The organism is Pseudomonas sp. COW5, assembly GCF_026240005.1.
Taxonomy (GTDB): domain Bacteria; phylum Pseudomonadota; class Gammaproteobacteria; order Pseudomonadales; family Pseudomonadaceae; genus Aquipseudomonas; species Aquipseudomonas kribbensis.
This window is the reverse complement of the sequence record NZ_JAPHVP010000001.1, coordinates 4,052,136-4,069,491: the sequence shown is the minus strand read 5'-3', so window position 1 is coordinate 4,069,491 and position 17,356 is coordinate 4,052,136. Positions and strand designations below refer to the sequence as shown.

19 protein-coding genes are annotated in these 17,356 nt (G+C 61.4%); 6 read left to right on the top strand and 13 right to left on the bottom strand.

From position 1 onward, the window contains the following. Positions 1-153: 153 nt before the first annotated feature. The 8 genes from murB to OQ248_RS18540 form a co-directional block, all read right to left on the bottom strand. The gene (gene murB / locus OQ248_RS18575; RefSeq protein ID WP_265813553.1) at positions 154-1,173 is read right to left on the bottom strand and encodes a UDP-N-acetylmuramate dehydrogenase; all 1,020 of its coding nucleotides are present in this window, start codon (positions 1,171-1,173) and stop codon (positions 154-156) included. Then, on the bottom strand, positions 1,170-1,634 hold the full coding sequence (locus OQ248_RS18570; RefSeq protein ID WP_085710942.1) for a low molecular weight protein-tyrosine-phosphatase: 465 nt from the start codon (positions 1,632-1,634) through the stop codon (positions 1,170-1,172). Before OQ248_RS18570 ends, murB begins: the two co-directional genes overlap by 4 nt. Further along, entirely contained in the window at positions 1,634-2,398 is a 765-nt protein-coding gene (gene kdsB / locus OQ248_RS18565) for a 3-deoxy-manno-octulosonate cytidylyltransferase (RefSeq protein WP_260520562.1), read from the bottom strand. Before kdsB ends, OQ248_RS18570 begins: the two co-directional genes overlap by 1 nt. Beyond that, on the bottom strand, positions 2,395-2,580 hold the full coding sequence (locus OQ248_RS18560) for a Trm112 family protein (RefSeq protein ID WP_003179363.1): 186 nt from the start codon (positions 2,578-2,580) through the stop codon (positions 2,395-2,397). Before OQ248_RS18560 ends, kdsB begins: the two co-directional genes overlap by 4 nt. A 24-nt stretch (positions 2,581-2,604) precedes the next feature. Next, entirely contained in the window at positions 2,605-3,615 is a 1,011-nt protein-coding gene (gene lpxK, locus OQ248_RS18555; protein ID WP_265813550.1) for a tetraacyldisaccharide 4'-kinase, read from the bottom strand. Next, a complete protein-coding gene (locus tag OQ248_RS18550; RefSeq protein WP_085710944.1) occupies positions 3,615-4,043 on the bottom strand; it encodes a biopolymer transporter ExbD in 429 nt (142 codons plus the stop codon). Before OQ248_RS18550 ends, lpxK begins: the two co-directional genes overlap by 1 nt. Continuing rightward, positions 4,040-4,675 carry a MotA/TolQ/ExbB proton channel family protein gene (locus tag OQ248_RS18545; protein ID WP_162803506.1) on the bottom strand — a complete coding sequence of 212 codons (636 nt, stop codon included), beginning with the start codon at positions 4,673-4,675 and terminating at the stop codon, positions 4,040-4,042. Before OQ248_RS18545 ends, OQ248_RS18550 begins: the two co-directional genes overlap by 4 nt. A gap of 78 nt (positions 4,676-4,753) precedes the next feature. Then, entirely contained in the window at positions 4,754-6,997 is a 2,244-nt protein-coding gene (locus OQ248_RS18540; protein WP_265813549.1) for a DNA internalization-related competence protein ComEC/Rec2, read from the bottom strand. Between the two features lie 136 nt (positions 6,998-7,133). Between OQ248_RS18540 and OQ248_RS18535 the strand changes: the two genes are divergently transcribed. Beyond that, the gene (locus tag OQ248_RS18535) at positions 7,134-7,652 is read left to right on the top strand and encodes a DUF2062 domain-containing protein (protein WP_085710946.1); all 519 of its coding nucleotides are present in this window, start codon (positions 7,134-7,136) and stop codon (positions 7,650-7,652) included. A gap of 54 nt (positions 7,653-7,706) precedes the next feature. Here the strand turns inward: OQ248_RS18535 and OQ248_RS18530 are convergent, their stop codons facing one another. From OQ248_RS18530 to OQ248_RS18515, 4 genes are all read right to left on the bottom strand, one after another. Then, positions 7,707-8,486, bottom strand: coding sequence for an ABC transporter permease (locus tag OQ248_RS18530; protein ID WP_085710947.1), 780 nt, complete (start codon positions 8,484-8,486; stop codon positions 7,707-7,709). Beyond that, positions 8,483-9,415, bottom strand: a complete 933-nt coding sequence (locus tag OQ248_RS18525) for an ABC transporter ATP-binding protein (RefSeq protein WP_085710948.1) — start codon at positions 9,413-9,415, stop codon at positions 8,483-8,485. Before OQ248_RS18525 ends, OQ248_RS18530 begins: the two co-directional genes overlap by 4 nt. A gap of 131 nt (positions 9,416-9,546) precedes the next feature. Further along, positions 9,547-10,170, bottom strand: coding sequence for a glutathione S-transferase (locus OQ248_RS18520; RefSeq protein ID WP_265813548.1), 624 nt, complete (start codon positions 10,168-10,170; stop codon positions 9,547-9,549). A gap of 43 nt (positions 10,171-10,213) precedes the next feature. After that, the gene (locus OQ248_RS18515; protein ID WP_114884772.1) at positions 10,214-10,873 is read right to left on the bottom strand and encodes a transglutaminase family protein; all 660 of its coding nucleotides are present in this window, start codon (positions 10,871-10,873) and stop codon (positions 10,214-10,216) included. 247 nt (positions 10,874-11,120) lie between these two features. Between OQ248_RS18515 and OQ248_RS18510 the strand changes: the two genes are divergently transcribed. Together OQ248_RS18510 and OQ248_RS18505 are read left to right on the top strand one after the other, a co-directional pair. After that, positions 11,121-13,568, top strand: coding sequence for an acyl-CoA dehydrogenase (locus tag OQ248_RS18510; protein WP_265813546.1), 2,448 nt, complete (start codon positions 11,121-11,123; stop codon positions 13,566-13,568). Positions 13,569-13,642: 74 nt separating this feature from the next. Then, the gene (locus OQ248_RS18505) at positions 13,643-14,050 is read left to right on the top strand and encodes a PA2817 family protein (RefSeq protein ID WP_007950758.1); all 408 of its coding nucleotides are present in this window, start codon (positions 13,643-13,645) and stop codon (positions 14,048-14,050) included. Positions 14,051-14,114: 64 nt separating this feature from the next. Here the strand turns inward: OQ248_RS18505 and OQ248_RS18500 are convergent, their stop codons facing one another. Next, entirely contained in the window at positions 14,115-15,110 is a 996-nt protein-coding gene (locus tag OQ248_RS18500; RefSeq protein WP_085710952.1) for a LysR family transcriptional regulator, read from the bottom strand. Between the two features lie 90 nt (positions 15,111-15,200). On the opposite strand from OQ248_RS18500, the gene OQ248_RS18495 reads away from it, so the two are divergent. From OQ248_RS18495 to OQ248_RS18485, 3 genes are all read left to right on the top strand, one after another. Continuing rightward, complete coding sequence (locus OQ248_RS18495; protein ID WP_265813545.1) at positions 15,201-15,827, top strand: alanyl-tRNA editing protein; 627 nt, start codon at positions 15,201-15,203, stop codon at positions 15,825-15,827. Between the two features lie 89 nt (positions 15,828-15,916). Beyond that, the gene (locus OQ248_RS18490; protein ID WP_085710954.1) at positions 15,917-16,687 is read left to right on the top strand and encodes a 2OG-Fe(II) oxygenase; all 771 of its coding nucleotides are present in this window, start codon (positions 15,917-15,919) and stop codon (positions 16,685-16,687) included. A gap of 1 nt (position 16,688) precedes the next feature. After that, positions 16,689-17,327, top strand: a complete 639-nt coding sequence (locus OQ248_RS18485; protein WP_085710955.1) for a LysE family translocator — start codon at positions 16,689-16,691, stop codon at positions 17,325-17,327. Positions 17,328-17,356: the final 29 nt, after the last annotated feature.

The window sequence follows — 17,356 nt, the reverse complement described above, 5'->3', positions numbered from 1 at the left end:
GAGGCTCTCTTGTGCCGACGAAACGTCTGCACCGGGCCTTTGGTGGAGCAAAGGGGTTTATCGTTAGCTGGCTAAGTTAACCCGGGATTAACAAAAAAGCCCTGCACTTTTTAAATAGTGCAGGGCTTTGTATTGCGCCTTGAAAGCGTAGCCTCAATAACGGTTGGGCTCCATTTCCAGCTCGACATTGAAACGTTCTGCAATGTCTTTCTGGATACGTTGCGCCAGATCGAGCAGCTGCTGCCCGGTGGCTGAGCCGTAATTGACCAGCACCAGCGCCTGCAATTTATGCACGCCGGCATCGGCCTCACGGAAACCTTTCCAGCCCGCTCGCTCGATCAGCCAGCCCGCCGCCAGCTTCATCTGCCCGTCCGGTTGCGCGTAGGCCACCAGATCCGGGTGCTGCGCCTTGATCTGCGCAACCACCGTCGCCGACACCAGCGGGTTCTTGAAGAAGCTGCCGGCATTGCCCAACACCGCCGGATCCGGCAGTTTCTCGCTGCGGATGCTGCAAATGGCGCGGCTGACATCTGTCGGCGTCGGTTGCTCGATGCCCTGCTCGCTCAGGCGCTGACGCACCGGGCCGTATTCCAGATGCAAATGGGCGACTCGATCCAGTGCGAAGCGCACCCGCAGGATCAGCCAACGACCCGGCTGCTGTTTGAACACGCTGTCACGGTAGGCGAAGTTGCACTCTTCCAGACTGAAGTCGCGCAGCTCGCCGGTCTGACGATCCAGCGCCGTCAGGCCGGCGAACACGTCCTTGATCTCGACACCGTAGGCACCGATGTTCTGCATCGGCGCAGCGCCGACGGTGCCGGGGATCAGACTGAGGTTCTCCAGCCCGGAAAAACCCATCGCCAGCGTGTGCTGAACAAACGGATGCCACGGCTCACCCGCCTCGGCCTCGATCACCACGCGATTGCCATCGTCGCTGATGACGCGAATGCCACGACTGGCCATGCGCAGCACCAGTGCCGGAATATCCGCCGTCAGCAGCAGATTGCTGCCGCCGCCGATGACCAGCAACGGCACATCGTGGGCGGTCGCATAAGCCAGGGCTTCGCGCACATCGGCGTCGCTGTGGGCTTCGGCGAACAGTTGCGCACGAACATCCACACCAAAGGTGTTGAACGGTTTCAGGGAAACCTGAGGGTGTACCTGCAAACTCATAACCGGCCCTTCACTTCAATCAGCAACCGGTCGCAGGCGCGCTCGATCAGATCCAGCACCTGCTCGAAACCCTGATCGCCGTCGTAATACGGATCCGGCACCTCATCGACTTCGCCTTCATAGCGACGCAGGAACAGGTCCAGCTCAGCCTTGCCGGTGGACGGTTGCAGCGCCTTGAGGTTGCGCAGGTTGCTGTTATCCATGGCGAGGATCAGGTCATAGCTGGCGAAATCGGCGCGGCTGACCTGCTGGGCGCGTTGCGCCGACAAGTCATAACCACGCAGTTTGGCCGCAGCCTGACTGCGTTTGTCCGGCGGATTGCCGACGTGCCAGTCGCCGGTGCCGGCGGAAGCCACTTCGACCTGAGCGTCCAGACCGGCCTCGCGCAGCTTGGCGCGCATCACGCCTTCGGCGGTGGGCGAGCGACAGATGTTGCCCAGGCACACGAACAGAACGCGCATCAGGCCTCCAGCAGGCGACGGACGCGCTCGAGGTCTTCGGCGGTGTCGACTCCGGTTGGCGGCGCGATCAATGCGTCAGCCACGTGAATCCGCACGCCGTGCCACAGGGCACGCAATTGTTCGAGGGATTCGGTGTTTTCCAGCCAGCACGGCCCCCAGCTCACGAAGTCCTGAAGGAAACCGGCGCGGTAGGCGTAGATGCCGATGTGGCGGCGATACGGCACGCCTTCCGGCAGCACGTCGCGGCTTTTGGCGAACGCGTCGCGAGCCCACGGCAGAGTCGCACGACTGAAGGTCAGCGCCAGACCGTTGAGGTCGCTGACGACCTTGACCACGTTCGGGTTGAACAGGGTGTCCACGTCCTCGATCGGCTCGGCCAGGGTGGCCATGCGCGCTTCGGTGTGGGCCGCCAGATTGGCGGCGACCTGATCGATCACGCTTGGCGGGATCAGCGGTTCGTCACCCTGGACGTTGACCACGATGGCATCCGGCTCCAGACCCAGCTTCGCGGCCACTTCGGCCAGGCGGTCGGTGCCGGAGTTGTGATCTTCACGGGTCAGCACCACTTCGGCGCCGAAAGCCTTACAGGCCTCGACGATACGCGCGTCGTCGGTGGCCACGACCACACGGCTGGCGCTGCTTTTGCTCGCCTGTTCCCAGACGTGCTGGATCATCGGCTTGCCGGCGATGTCCAGCAGCGGTTTACCCGGCAGGCGGGTCGAGGCGTAGCGCGACGGGATGACAACGGTGAAGGCTGTGGTCATTTATCCAGACGCTCGTCGGTGGTCAGGGTGCGGGCTTCGCTTTCCAGCATCACCGGGATGCCGTCACGGATCGGGTACGCCAGGCCGGCGCCCTTGCTGATCAGTTCGGTCTTGTCGGCGCTGAGTTTGAGCGGGCCTTTGCAGACCGGGCAGGCGAGGATGTCGAGCAATTTGGTGTCCATGAACATTCCCTGGATAAAAACGGTTTAAGGCAAAAGACGATCCGGCAACAGGCGCATCAGCTGCGTGTCGAACCAGGCCACGAAGGCCGGCGACGGCACGGCATCGACCGCCAGGTACCACCAGTCGGCGGCAGCGAAGGCGCGGCACTTCACCGCGTCCTTTTCGGTCATCACCAACGGCAATGACGGCGTGAAACTCAAGGCCTGTACGCTGTATTCGGCGTGGTCGGCAAACGCGTGGGGCACAGGCCGCCAGTCTAGCGCTTCGAGGGTATTGAAGAAACGTTGCGGATTGCCGATCCCGGCGACTGCGTGCAGTGCCTGGCCGGCTGGAAAATGTTCGAGAGGCTGGCGTTCGCCGCTGAGCAGATTGACCAGCGCCGTGGGTTGCAGACGGAAAGCGAAACCGTCCTCGCGATCCTCAGGGGCACCGTTGAACAGCACGCCATCGACGCTTTGCAGACGTTCGACCGGTTCACGCAATGGGCCGGCGGGCAGGCAGCGCTTGTTGCCCAGCCCACGGGCGGCGTCGATCAGCACCAGCTCAAGGTCCCGCGCCAGACGATAGTGCTGCATGCCGTCGTCAGACAGGATCAGGTCCAGCGGTTCACTGGCCAGCAAGGCTTTGACGGCAGCGCTGCGGTTCGGGTCGATCATCAACGGCACACCGGTGCGCTGCACGATCAGCAGCGGTTCGTCGCCCGCGACATCGGCAGACTGATCGGCTTCGACCCGCCACGGCAATTGCGGCGGCTTGGCGCCGTAGCCGCGACTGACCACACCGACCCGCAATCCGCTGCGCCGACAGTGTTCGATCAGCCAGAGGATCATCGGCGTCTTGCCGGTGCCACCCACCGTGATATTGCCGACCACGATCACCGGCACCGGCGATTGATAGATCTCGCCCTCGCCATCGAGAAAACGCTGACGCTTGCCAGCCACCACGCGGCGATACAGCCACTCCAGCGGCCGCAACAGCGTCAGGGCCGGATGCCCCTGATACCACGCGGCGAGCAGACGATCGGACATGGCCATCAGGATTTGGGCGCCGCCTCGACCGTGGTCATGCGCAAATGGCTGAAACCGAGCTTGCCGGCCGCGTCCATGGCGGTGATCACGGATTGATGTTGGGTCTTGCCATCGGCACTGATCGACAACGGCATGTTGGTGTCACCGTTGGCTTCTTTCTGCATGGCTTCCATCAGGGTCGCCAGGTCGTTCTTCGGCAAAATCCTGTTGTTCACCGAGAACACGCCTTCAGCGCTGATGGCAACGTCCAGTTGCTTGACCTGCTGATCCTCGGCCGGCGAGCCGCTGACCGCTTCCGGCAGATCGACGCGCAGCTGGGTTTCGCGGGTGAAGGTGGTGGTCACGACGAAAAACAGCAGCAGAATGAACACCACGTCGATCAGCGACGCGAGGTTGATATCGATGGTTTCCCGGGGCTTGCGACGGAATTTCACGCTTTGCCCCCGGCCAGATCGACGTCACGGTCGCCCTGCACCACTTCCACCAGTTTGATTGCTTCCTGCTCCATGCCGACCACCAGTTCATCGATGCGGCGTTGCAGGAAACGGTGGAAGAATACCGACGGAATACCGACCATCAGGCCCGCCGCCGTGGTGATCAGCGCCTTGGAGATACCACCGGCCAATACCGAAGCGTTGGTGGTCATGCCGGAGCCGGTGAAAGCGCTGAAAATATCGATCATGCCCAGCACCGTGCCCAGCAGACCCAGCAGCGGCGACATGGCGGCGATGGTGCCCAGCGCATTGACGTAGCGTTCCAGCTCGTGGATGACCCGGGCGGCGGCTTCTTCAATGCACTCTTTCATGATCTCGCGACCATGCTTGGAGTTGGCCAGGCCCGCGGCGAGGATTTCACCCAGCGGCGAGTTGGCGCGCAATTCCTTGAGTTTTTCCTTGTTGAGCTGCTTGTCCTTGATCCAGACCCAGACCTGACCCAGCAGATGCTCGGGGGTGACGCGACTGGCGCGCAGCGTCCACAGACGCTCGGCGACGATCGCCATGGCGGCGATGGAACTCAGAATGATCGGCAACATCATCCAGCCGCCGGATTTGACCAATTCCCACACAGTGACAGCCCCCTCGAAAAAGTGCGCCACTTTACCATACCGGTTCGCGATAAAGACCCGTTGCCCCGACGACCGTACTCAACGGTGCGTCGCCCCCGGCTGCGGCGGGTCGCGCCAGAACCGGCGTTGCTGGCGCATAGACCGGGCCGGCTGAAATCGGCCCAGTTGCAGATGAATGGCACCCTGCTCGGCGCTGTCATGGATGCGCAAACCCTGCTTGCGGTAACGGGCGATGACGGTCGGATGCGGATGCCCGAACGAATTGCCCTGCCCCCGGGAGATCAGCACGTCCCGAGGCTGCAAAACCTTGAGCAACGCCATCGATGAGGAACTGCGGCTGCCATGGTGCGGGGCTTGCAGCCACTGAGTAGGGATCGCCAATACACTGTTAAGCAAATCCCGTTCGGCAGCGACGTCGATATCGCCGGTCAGCAGCAGTCGCTCGCCGTTGGCTTCGACCTGCAGGACACAGGAACGCTGATTACTGTCATGGGCGTCGGCCCATTGCCATAGATGAAAGGCAACGCCGTCCCACTGCCATTGTCGACCGCTTTCACAGGTTTCAGCGTTCAGCGCTTCGGGCAGCCCCGGCGGATCGCCGCTGATCACCCGGCTGACCGGCAAGCCGTTTGCCACGGCCAGTGCCCCACCGGCATGGTCGGCGTCGGCATGGCTGAGCAGCATCAGATCGAGTCGCTCCACACCCAGTTTGTGCAAGGCTGGCAGCACCACTCGCTCGCCGACATCGAAATCCCCGAAGCGCGGCCCGGTGTCGTACAGCAATGTGTGGTGGCGGGTGCGGATCAAAATCGCCAGCCCTTGGCCGACGTCGAGTTGCCAGACATCCGCCACGCCTTCGGCCAGTCGCTCCCGGGGCGGAAATGCCAGCACCAGCAGCAACGGCCAGCCCAGGGGACGCAAGGGAATACCTCGGGGCAGCAATAACAACACGGCACCAATGCAGCCCAGCACCAGAATCCATCCCGGCATCGATGGCGCAACCCACTCCGGCCAGCGCCCGGCGATCAGGGCCAGAGCCCGGAACAATCCATCGACCAGCCCGCCAGCCATCCACAACAAGCCTTCGCCGACATAGGGAATCGGCAACAACAAAGTGCCGAGCAACGCCGGCGGGAGCACCGCAAAACTGATCCACGGCACCGCCAGCAGATTGGCCAATGGCCCGCTGAGGCTGATCGGCAGGCCCAGGATCAGCAACACAGGGCATAAACCGATTGCGATCAGCCATTGGGCTCGCGTCCAGGTCTGCCACCAGCGCCAAGGCCCCAGACGACCGCCGAAGGTGAAAATCAGCACTGCCACCGCCGTGAAGGACAACCATAGTCCTGGGCGCAGAGCCGCCAGCGGGTCCATCAGCAGCACACCATTGAAGGCCAGCAACAACGGCCACCAGGCACCCAGATGGCGAAAGCGCAATCGCCACAGCAACAACAGCGCAACCATCACGCAGGCTCGTCGCACCGGCACATCGAACCCGGCCAGCAAGCCGTAACCCAGCGCCGCCGAGAATGCCAGACCACAGGCCCACGGCAGCCATGGCCAACGCAACGGCCACAGACCGAATCGCGCCAGCCCGGCGACCAGCCCATACATCACCGCTGCCAGCAGTCCGATGTGCTGTCCGGAAATCACCAACAAGTGCACGGTGCCGGTGTCCTGCAGGATCTGCCAGTCCTCGCGACTGAGCCCCGAGCCGTCACCCAGTACCAGCGCCGCCAGCGCTGTACCCCGGCCCTGAGTGTCCACCGCCAGCAGACGCTGTCGGATGCCGTCCCGCCAGGCCCACTGCGCCGCCGCCAGCCGGTTGCCGTCCTTCACCGTGCCGGAGGCACCGATGCGCTGGGCCAGCAGCCAGGCTTCGTAATCGAAGGCATCGGGATTGAGCAGCCCGCCGGGACGTTTGAGTTTGACCGCCAACCGCCAGCGCTCACCGCTGTTGACCGGTGGCCCGTCGTACCAGGCCAGACGCATCAACTGTGGCAGTTTCCCGTGACGCGAACGGGCATCGGCCAACTCGAAGCGCACGACCCCGTCGCCGTTCTGCGGCAGACCAACGACCCGCCCTTCGACCCAACGCGTTTCGCCGTCCAGTTCCGCTGGCAGTCGATCATCCAGCGCCCACTGCGCACCGATGCACGACCAGGCGAAGCCAAACAACAAAAACGCCAGCGGATAGCTGCGAAACGGCAACAGCATCAGTGCCACCACCGGCAGCCACAGCATCCACCCGACCGGCGGCAAGGTCGGCAAAAAAACCGGGGCCAGCAGACCGACTGCCAGCGCCATCATCCCTGTGCGCATACGCCCGTCCTTGAGAGTCCCCTCTTCAGGCATAGCCTTGATAAGGCGCAGGCGTCGTCAACAATTGTCACAAAGTCTGAATGGGCGCTTCGTAGAATCCAGACATACTTGCCGCCTTAACCGACCGAGAAGCCTTATGCCCCGGCGCTTATTCAAACGTTACATGCCCGACCCGACGAGCATCAGGGAACACAAATCCTTACGCTTTCTCGGCAAGTTGCTGCATGACCCGAACCTCTGGCACCTGAACCGGCACTCGGTGGCCCGGGCCATGGCCGTCGGCATTTTTGCGGCTTTCCTGCCGATTCCCGCGCAGATGCTGGTGGCCGCCGCACTGGCCATCACCGTGCGCGGCAACATGCCGATTGCCGTCAGTCTGGTCTGGCTGACCAATCCGGTCACCATGCCGCCGGTGTTCTACTGCACCTACAAGGTCGGGGCGTGGCTGATGGACATCCCCGCCCGCACCCTGCCGGACTCGTTGACCTGGGAATGGATCAGCGGCGAACTCTCGACCCTGTGGCAACCGTTCCTGCTCGGTTCGGTGGTGGTCGGGCTGGCGCTGGGGGCCCTCGCCTATTGTCTGGTGATGTTGTATTGGCGCTGGTGGGTCGCCCGACAATGGGCGCGGCGCAAGAAAAGTCGCCAGTCGTGAATGCAAAACGGCCTCCACAGTGGGAGGCCGTTTTTTATTGCAGCGCCGGTGGGATCAGGTACGCATCCCGCGACCGCTCACCAGCAACCGCGCGCAACCGAAGTACAGCACCACGGTCGCCACCAGCATGAAGGTGATCGCGATACCGATGCGGATATCCGACACACCGAGGATGCCATAACGGAAGGCGTTGACCATGTGCAGCACCGGGTTCGCCAGCGACACGGTCTGCCAGAACGGCGGCAGCAAGGTGATCGAGTAGAACACGCCACCGAGGTAGGTCAGCGGGGTCAGCACGAACGTCGGGATGATCGAAATATCATCGAAGTTGCGCGCAAACACGGCGTTGATGAAACCCAGCAGCGAGAAGATCGTCGCCGTCAGCACCACCACCAGCACGGTAACGCCCAAGTGATGCACCTGCAGACTGGTGAAGAACAGCGACAGGATCGTCACGATGACGCCGACCATCAGGCCGCGCAGCACGCCACCGAGGGTATAGCCGATCAGGATGGTGTGTGGCGACACCGGCGACACCATCAGTTCTTCGATGGAACGCTGGAACTTGCTGCCAAAGAAACTCGACACCACGTTGCCGTAGGAGTTGGTGATCACCGACATCATGATCAGCCCCGGCACGATGTACTCCATGTAACTGAAGCCGCCCATGCCGCCGATCTGCTTGCCGATCAGGTTGCCGAAGATGACGAAGTACAGAACCATGGTGATCGCCGGCGGCAGCAGGGTCTGCGGCCAGATCCGCGTGAAGCGCCGGACTTCGCGGTAAACGATGGTGTTGAGGGCAACGAGGTTGGGGCGCAGCTCGGAACTCATACCGCCACCTTCGACAGATTTTTCTCCACCAGGGACACGAACAGCTCCTCGAGGCGATTGGTTTTATTGCGCAGGCTCAGCACTTCGATGTTCTGCAGGGCCAGTTGGCCAAACAGCGCGGTGATGCCCATGGACTTGTCGACCTGTACTTCCAGGGTATGCGCATCCACCAGACGGGCCGGATAGCCGGCCAGCTGCGGTGCAACCGCCAGATCGTTCTTCAGGTCGAGCAGGAAGGTCTCCACATGCAGTTGCCCGAGCAACTGACGCATGCTGGTGTTCTCGACGATGGTGCCGTGGTCGATGATGCCGATGTTACGGCACAGCTGCTCAGCCTCTTCCAGGTAGTGCGTGGTGAGGATGATGGTGATGCCTTTCTGGTTCAGTTCGGTGAGGAACGTCCACATCGAACGGCGCAGTTCGATGTCGACGCCGGCCGTCGGTTCGTCGAGGATCAGCAGACGCGGTTCATGCACCAGCGCCCGGGCGATCATCAAGCGACGCTTCATGCCACCGGACAGCGAACGCGACGGCACATCGCGCTTGTCCCACAGGCCGAGCTGGGTCAGGTATTGCTCGGCGCGTTCCTTGGCGATTTTCGCCGGAATGCCGTAGTAGCCGGCCTGGGTGACGACGATGTCGAAAGTCTTTTCGAACTGGTTGAAGTTGAATTCCTGGGGCACCACGCCGATCGAGCGCTTGAGCGCCGCGGGGTTCTTGTCCAGGTCGTGACCGAAGATATTCACCGTGCCGCTGGTCTTGTTCACCAGGGTCGAGAGAATGCCGATGGTCGTGGATTTGCCGGCGCCGTTGGGGCCGAGCAATGCGAAGAAGTCACCTTCGGCGACGTCCAGATCGATACCACTCAAGGCCTGGAACCCGTTGCCGTAGGTTTTGGTTAGCTGCCGGATGGACAGAGCGGAACTCATATCGGATTACGCACCAAGAAGAGAAAAAGGACTGAATGACGGCGGGCGGCGAGGGAGACAACCGCGGCGCACAAGCGCAATGGTGCTTGCCGCCGCCGCACAAGTACAGTCAAGTGTGTCGATAGTAGGTATTAAGTCAACGCGGTCATGACGGCTTTGCAATACGCCGGACGCTGCTTCAGTCGCGCGTACCAGGCCTCCAGATGCGGCATCGGCGCACGCTCGATCGGCATCTCGAACCAGGCATAAATAAAACTGCCGAGCGGAATGTCGCCCATGCCGATTTCACTGCCGGACAGGTACGGCTGGTTTATCAGGGCTTGATCGGCCATGGCCAGCAAGCCTTCGCATTCCTTGATCGCGGCATGAATCGCCGGCCAGTCCTGCTTGTCTGCCGGGGTGCGCAGAACGCCCCAGAACACCGTGCGGAAAGGCCCTGCAAAACTGGACGTGGTCCAGTCCATCCACTTGTCGGCGATGGCGCGGGTCTGCAGATCCGCCGGATACCACGAGGTGTTCGCCGCATGCCTGGCCAACAGGTAGCGAACGATGGCATTGGATTCCCACAACACAAAACCGTCGTCTTCGATCACCGGCACCCGACCGTTCGGGTTCATCGCCCGGTACTCCGGCGTATCGACCACGCCGAACGCGCCACCGGCATCGATTGCCTCATAGGCCAGCCCGAGTTCTTCGGCCGCCCACAACGGTTTTCTGACATTCGACGAATTCTTGCGACCCCAGATCTTCAGCATGACCGCCTCTTTTCCATTGAGTGGGCGAGCAGCATACGCCGGATCAGCGGCTGCCGACATCATCGCGCAGGTCACTGGACAGTGGCGTCTGCCGATCATTGAACAGGTGCGGATAGCATTTCTGCAGATGTTCGAAGAAAAAGGATTCCGGTACATCCGCGAACTGGCCGTGATCGACCAGGTACTCCATCAGCAGCGCGCCATCGCTGTTGTACGGGTGGAAAACGCTGTCGTTCATGCCGTCGAATTCCAGCGGCGCAACGTTGAACATTTCGCAGAGTTTCTGGTTGAACGCGGGGGTGGCTTTCACCCAGCGATCGTTGAGAAACAGCTCGGTATAACCATGCATGGCGAACACTTCGCTTCTCAGCAGTTCAAGCAGACGCGGCGTCGACAGGTGATTTTTCACATCCGCCAGACCAATGCGTGCGGGGATCCCGCAATGGCGCGCGCAACCGGCGAGCAGCGTGGCCTTGGGCACGCAATAACTTTCGCCCGCCGCCAGCGCGTAACTGCCGCGCAGGGTCTGCGGGTCGCGGCTGAAGGTGTACATGTTGTAACGCACCGCCTCGCGCACGGCGTAATAAAGACTGATCGCCTGCGCGCGCGGGTCGCGGCTGGCACCACGGTGCCGTTCTGCGAACTCCACCACCGAGGGGTGGTCACTATCGATGAAGCGGCCGGGGCTCAGATACTCGCGCATGACGACATTCTCCTGGGTGAACCCGGAGTCTAGCGAGAGGATCAGCACAGAGATAACGACGTTTCGGCCAAACATGGACGCAAAGCCGCGGAGTCTGCGAACGATTTCCTACGCGTGTTGCCCACCGAAACTACAAAAGCCATCCAGGGTTTCCCACGATTTAGATCAACTTGTTCTGACCGCCCCGTTTTGCAGATGCCGTCTAAGCTCTGGAGGGTCGTTCGCCCTGGTTCACGGAGGATTGAATATGCTGTTGTTGTGGATACTGGTTCTGATCGTCGGTGTGGCGTATCTGGCCCACCGGCGCATCGCCCCGCTGCCGGCACTGGGGATCGTCGCGGCCTATTTGCTGGCGATGGGCATTTTCAGCCATGCACCGGGCTGGTTGCTGCTGATCTTCTGGGTCGTACTGGCCATCGTCGCGGCTCCGTTGCTGCTGCCGGATCTGCGCCGCAAACACTTCAGCGCACCGCTGTTCAACTGGTTCCAGAAAACCCTGCCGCCGATGTCGCAGACCGAGCGCGATGCGATCGATGCCGGCACGGTGTGGTGGGACGGCGAACTGTTCAGCGGCCGTCCGGACTGGGAAAAACTGCTGTCCTATCCCAAGGCGCAACTGAGCGATGAGGAACAGGCCTTCATCGACGGCCCGACCGAAGAACTCTGCGCGATGGTCACCGACTGGCAGATCGGCCAGTCGATGGATTTGCCGCCCGAAGCCTGGACCCACATCAAGGAACACGGTTTCTTCGCCCTGATCATTCCCAAGGAGTTCGGCGGCAAGGGCTTCTCCGCCTACGCCCACTCTCAAGTGGCGATGAAACTGGCAACCCGCAGCGGCGACCTCGCCTCCACCGTGATGGTGCCCAACTCCCTCGGCCCGGCCGAACTGCTGCTGCACTACGGCACCGACGAACAGCGCAATCATTACCTGCCACGGCTGGCCCGGGGCGACGATATTCCATGCTTCGCGTTGACCGGCCCGCTCGCTGGTTCCGACGCCGGCGCCATGCCCGACACCGGGATCATCTGCAAGGGTGAATGGGAAGGCCAGGAAACCCTCGGCCTGCGCCTGAACTGGGAAAAACGCTACATCACCCTCGGTCCGGTCGCGACCCTGCTCGGCCTCGCCTTCAAGGCTTATGACCCGGATCACCTGCTGGGCGACAAGGAAGACCTGGGCATCAGCCTGGCGCTGATCCCGACCGATACTCCCGGCGTGGAAATCGGCCGTCGCCACCTGCCGCTGGGCGCCGCGTTCATGAACGGCCCCAACTCCGGCAAGGACGTGTTCATCCCGCTGGACTTCCTCATCGGCGGCCAGGACATGCTCGGCAAGGGCTGGATGATGCTGATGAACTGCCTGTCGGTCGGGCGTTCGATTTCGCTGCCGGCGGTGGGTACCGGCGCGGCCAAGTTCACCAGTCTGGTGACCGGGCAATACGCGCAGATCCGTGAGCAGTTCAACGTGCCGCTGTCAGCGTTCGAAGGCATTCAGGAAGCCATGGCCCGCATCGGTGGCAACGCGTGGATGATGGATGCCGCGCGAATGTTGACCGCCAACGCGGTGGATCTGGGCGAGAAGCCTTCGGTGCTGTCGGCGATCCTCAAGTATCACCTCACCGAACGCGGTCGCGAGTGCATCAGCCACGCCATGGATGTGCATGGCGGCAAGGCGATCATCATGGGCCCGAACAACTATCTGGGTCGCAGCTGGAATGGCGCGCCGATCTTCATCACCGTGGAAGGCGCGAACATTCTTTCACGCAACCTGATGATCTTCGGCCAGGGCGCGATTCGCTGCCATCCGTTCGTCCTCAAGGAAATGGCCCTCGCCGGACGCGAGGACAAGGATCAGGCCCTCAAGGAGTTCGATGGCCTGCTGCTCAAGCACATCGGATTTGCCGTGAGCAACGCCGCCAGCACACTGGTGCTGAACCTGGGTTTCGGCCATTTCGAACATGCGCCGGGAGACAAGCTCAGCCAGGGCTACTTCCGCGCGCTCAACCGTCAGGCTGCCGCATTTGCCATGCTGGCCGACCTGAGCATGATGCTGCTGGGCGGCGAACTGAAACGACGCGAGCGGCTGTCGGCCCGTCTGGGCGATGTGCTGAGCAACCTGTATCTCGCCTCCGCAGCGCTCAAGCGCTACCACGACCTCGATTCTCCGGCGTACATGGAGCCGCTGTTCAGATGGGCCATGGAAGAAAGCCTCGGCCAGTCGGAAAAGGCACTGGATGAGCTGCTGACCAATTTCCCGAACCGGGTTTTCGGCTGCCTGTTGCGGGTGATCGTGTTCCCGTTCGGTCGTCGTCACAAAGGCCCGTCAGACAGACTCGGTGCCGAAGTGGCAGCGGTCATCGGCCGGGCCAAGGGCGATCCGGCGCTGGAAGAGTTGCTCGCCGGCTGCTATCGCCCGCAATCGGCAGATGACGCAGTCGGCGCGCTGCAACATGCCTGCGATCAGTTGAACGCTGCGCAACCGTTGCACAAGAAACTGCACACCTCGCTCAAGAGCGGTCAGGTCAAACCGGTGGCCGGCGAACACGCCATCGATGCGGCACTGGAAGCCGGGGTGTTGCAGGCGGTGGAAGCCCAGACCCTGCGTGATGCCGAAGCGGCGCGGCGCAAGGTGATCGATGTCGATGACTTCGACAAAGAGGAGCTGAAACCGGCGGACGGCAAAATCCGCTGATCCCTTCAATCAGTGAAAAAGCGGCGCGGGGGCTTTATACTCCCGCGCCCGTTTTGCTCTTGAGGACTTATCTCGTGTCCAACGTCGTTGCCGATCATCTGGTTTTGCTCGACCACCTGCGCAGTATCCTGGTCGCCGTAGGTGAGGCCGATCAGGTTCCCGAAGAAAGCCATGCCCTGTTCCTGGAGCGTTTCGACGAACTGCTGGCGTCACTGCCGATCGAGCCGATCGAAAGCCAATACCTGGGCCAGGACATCCTGACTCAAGTGATTACCCGTTACCCGCAAATTGCCCACCTGATCCCGCGGGATCTGCTGTGGTTCTTCGCCGGCGACTGCCTGCATTACCTGTCCGATGAAGAAATCGACATGTATCAGGCACTGGAAGAACGTCGCTACGAAGCTGAACAGAACGACGAACCGTTCGACTGGAATCAGGAAAAACAACTGCTGGCGATGTCCGCCCAGGACAGCAAGCACTGATTTTTCGCCAGACAATGAAAAGGCCCGCATGGTGATCCATGCGGGCCTTTTTTTTGCGCCGCCGTTACAGCAGCCCTTCCCCCTCCGGCAATTCGTACTCGGCCAGCGATTTTGCAGCGTTGGGTTTTCCCGGTTTGCTCAATGTCGGCTCCTTCTCCAGGCACTCCACCAGATAATCGATGAACACCCGCAGCTTCGGTGGCAGATAACGCGTTGGCGAATGCAGCAACCACAATCCGCCGTGGTAGGACGCCAGGAATGTCCAGTCCGGCAGAACCTGCACGACCAGACCCTGTTCGAGGGCATAACGAGCGGTGAAATACGGCAGGCTGCCGATACCGATGTGCTGCAACACAGCGCCCAGGCGCACGCCGGTGTGATTGGCGGCATACCGGCCACGCACGCCGACCGTCACTGCTTTGCTGCCTTTCTTGAACTTCCAGCGCGCATCACTCGGGGTTTCGCCCAGATAGATGCAGCTGTGATTGAGCAAGTCATGGGGGTGAGTCGGCGTGCCATGCTCGGCCAGGTATTGCGGCGTCGCGCAGAGCAAATGGTCGATGGTCAGTAACTGCCGCCCGACCAGTCCTGCCGGTGGCCGCTCCGTGATGCGAATCGCCAGGTCGACATGATCGTCGATCAGGTCCACCTGCCGGTCCTCCAGCAGCAACTCCACATCAACCTTCGGATAACGGCGCAGAAATTCCGGCATATGCGGATGAATCACGAAGCGCCCGACCGCTTTCGGCACGCTGACCCGCACCAGGCCTTCGGCTTCGTGGGTGAACTGACCGCTGATTTCCATCACCGACCGGGCCGCGCTGACCATCTCCTGACAGCGCTTGAACACTTCCTCCCCGCCATCGCTCAGACGCAATTTGCGTGTGGTGCGTTGCAACAGCCGCGTGGCCAACGCCTTTTCCAGCCGGGAAATACTGCGGCTGACCGCCGAGGGTGATGAGCCCAATTGACGAGCGGCCTCGGAAAAGCTGCCGGTCTCCACGACCTTGACGAAAATCGCCATTTCACCGAGCAACGGCAGAGGAAGATTTATGCTCACAGCGCAACAGTCCTTTGATGTTTGAACGGATTATCACGTTATTGCACGATTCATATAATTAAAAAAGAAACTTTAATAAGGGCATGGAATATGACGCTTCGCCTCTTTTTCCATAGTGATGACCTCAAGGCCAATGTGGAAGTCCTCGACTGCACGCCCCACGAGAACGAATTCGCTGTGGTGCTGCGCGCCACTCTGTTTCACCCGCAAGGTGGCGGGCAGCCTTGCGATACGGGCTGGATCGGCGACAGCCAGGTCTTGCGTGTCGTACAGGAACCGGACCGGATCATTCATTTCGTCGACCGGCCGGTACCACTGGGCATGACCCAGATCCGCATCGATGAGGAACGTCGCCGCTTCAACACCCGCATGCATTCCGCCGGGCATCTGATCGGCCACTTTGTCCAGGCCATGGGCTGGATGCCGATCAAGGCACACCACTGGCCGGACGAAGGCCGGGTGCAATTCAAGCCCGGGGATTGTGCTCAGGAAGTCGATGCGCAAACCGTTCAATACGGCATCGGGCAATGGATCGAACACGACCTGCCCCGCCTGACGTCCTTGCGCGAAGGCGCGCGGGAAATCGGCTTCGGTGAACTGCCAGCCTATGGCTGCGGCGGCACCCATGTACGCAGCCTGAAGGATCTGGGCACAGTCACGATCGCGTCCCTTTCGCAGAAGAAGGGCACGCTGTCCGTCCACTACAACGTGGATTGAGGATTTCGGACGCTGCCGTTGCAGCGTCCGACGCCGGGGGAACCGCATTCGCCGGTTCCGTTGACTACTCGTTAGATGGACCTGAAACCATGATGCTTGACGTCGAGCGTCTCGATGAGACGTGCATAAAAAAACTGGCCAACGAAGAAGTCCTCGCCATCCGCGTCAAAGGCTTTTTGCCTGAAGACCAGGCGATCCGGATTGGCGACAAGATCCTCGAGCCCGGCTTCGAGGGTTACATCAACGCGCCCAGCATTGGCCGCATCGGCATGGCGTTCTATGAGGCGGAAAACCAGCCGCTACTGATCGAGGATTACTTCGAGCGCGCCACCGGCAACATTGCCGAACTGCGCAATCGCTGCGCGCCCTACTCTTCACCGATCGATACCCTGCGCTGCATGCTCGACGAATCCTGGCCGGCAGGCGCCCATCTGGAGAACCTTTACGGGCGCAAGATGTACGTCGGTCTGTCTCGGGTGGTCAAACCCGGCGTCTGCTTCCTCGCCCACCACGACATTTTCGCCAAGGATGCGCCGGAGAGTTTCCAGGCCCGCAGCCTGGAGGCGCAATTCGCCTGCAACGTCTACCTGAACATGCCGACCGAGGGCGGCGCGCTACAGATGTGGGAAGACGATATTTCTCCGGACCGCTTCGACGAAATGCGCGGCGACAGCTATGGCATCGACCCGGCACTGCTCGGCCCACCCGCCCTTGAAGTGCGCCCGGAACCGGGGGATTTCATCATGTTCAATTCGCGTCGCATGCACTCGGTAACGCCGGGCGTGGCAGATCCGCGATTGAGCCTTTCGTTTTTTGTCGGCTATCGCGGCAATGCATCACCCCTGACTTTCTGGAGCTGAAATGACATCGAATTACCTGGGCGAGTTTCTGGCGCTGGCCACCATCCACTTTCTCGCCGTGGTTGCTCCCGGCCCGGACTTCGCCGTGACCATTCGCCAGAGTGTGCGTTTCGGTCGGCTGGTCGGCATCTGCACCGCACTGGGCATCGGCGCGGGAATTTCCGTGCACGTGCTGTACACCCTGCTGGGCGTCGGCGCCTTGATGCACACCACGCCGTGGCTGCTGACGGTGGCCAAGGTCGTGGGTGGCGCTTACATTTTCTACCTCGGTATCAGCCTGATCCGCAGCAAACCCAAGACAACGCTGGAAGGCGAAAAGACCAGCGATGAACCGCTGGTCGAGCAATCGCTGTTCAAGGCGTTTTCCACCGGTTTCCTGACCAACGCCACCAACCCCAAGGCCACGCTGTTTTTCCTGGCGATCTTCACCACGATCATCAGCGCCAGCACGCCGCTGGAAATCCAGGCCCTGTACGGACTGTGGATGTGCAGCGTGAACGCGTTGTGGTTCGTGATCGTTGCGTTGTTCTTTTCGAGCAGCAAAGTGCGGCTGTTGTTTATGCGCATGGGCCATTGGTTCGAGCGCAGCATGGGAGTGATTTTGATCCTGTTTGCCGGGCGACTGGTGTTGTCGATGTAAACACGCTGATCGGAGAAGCCCGGCCCAGA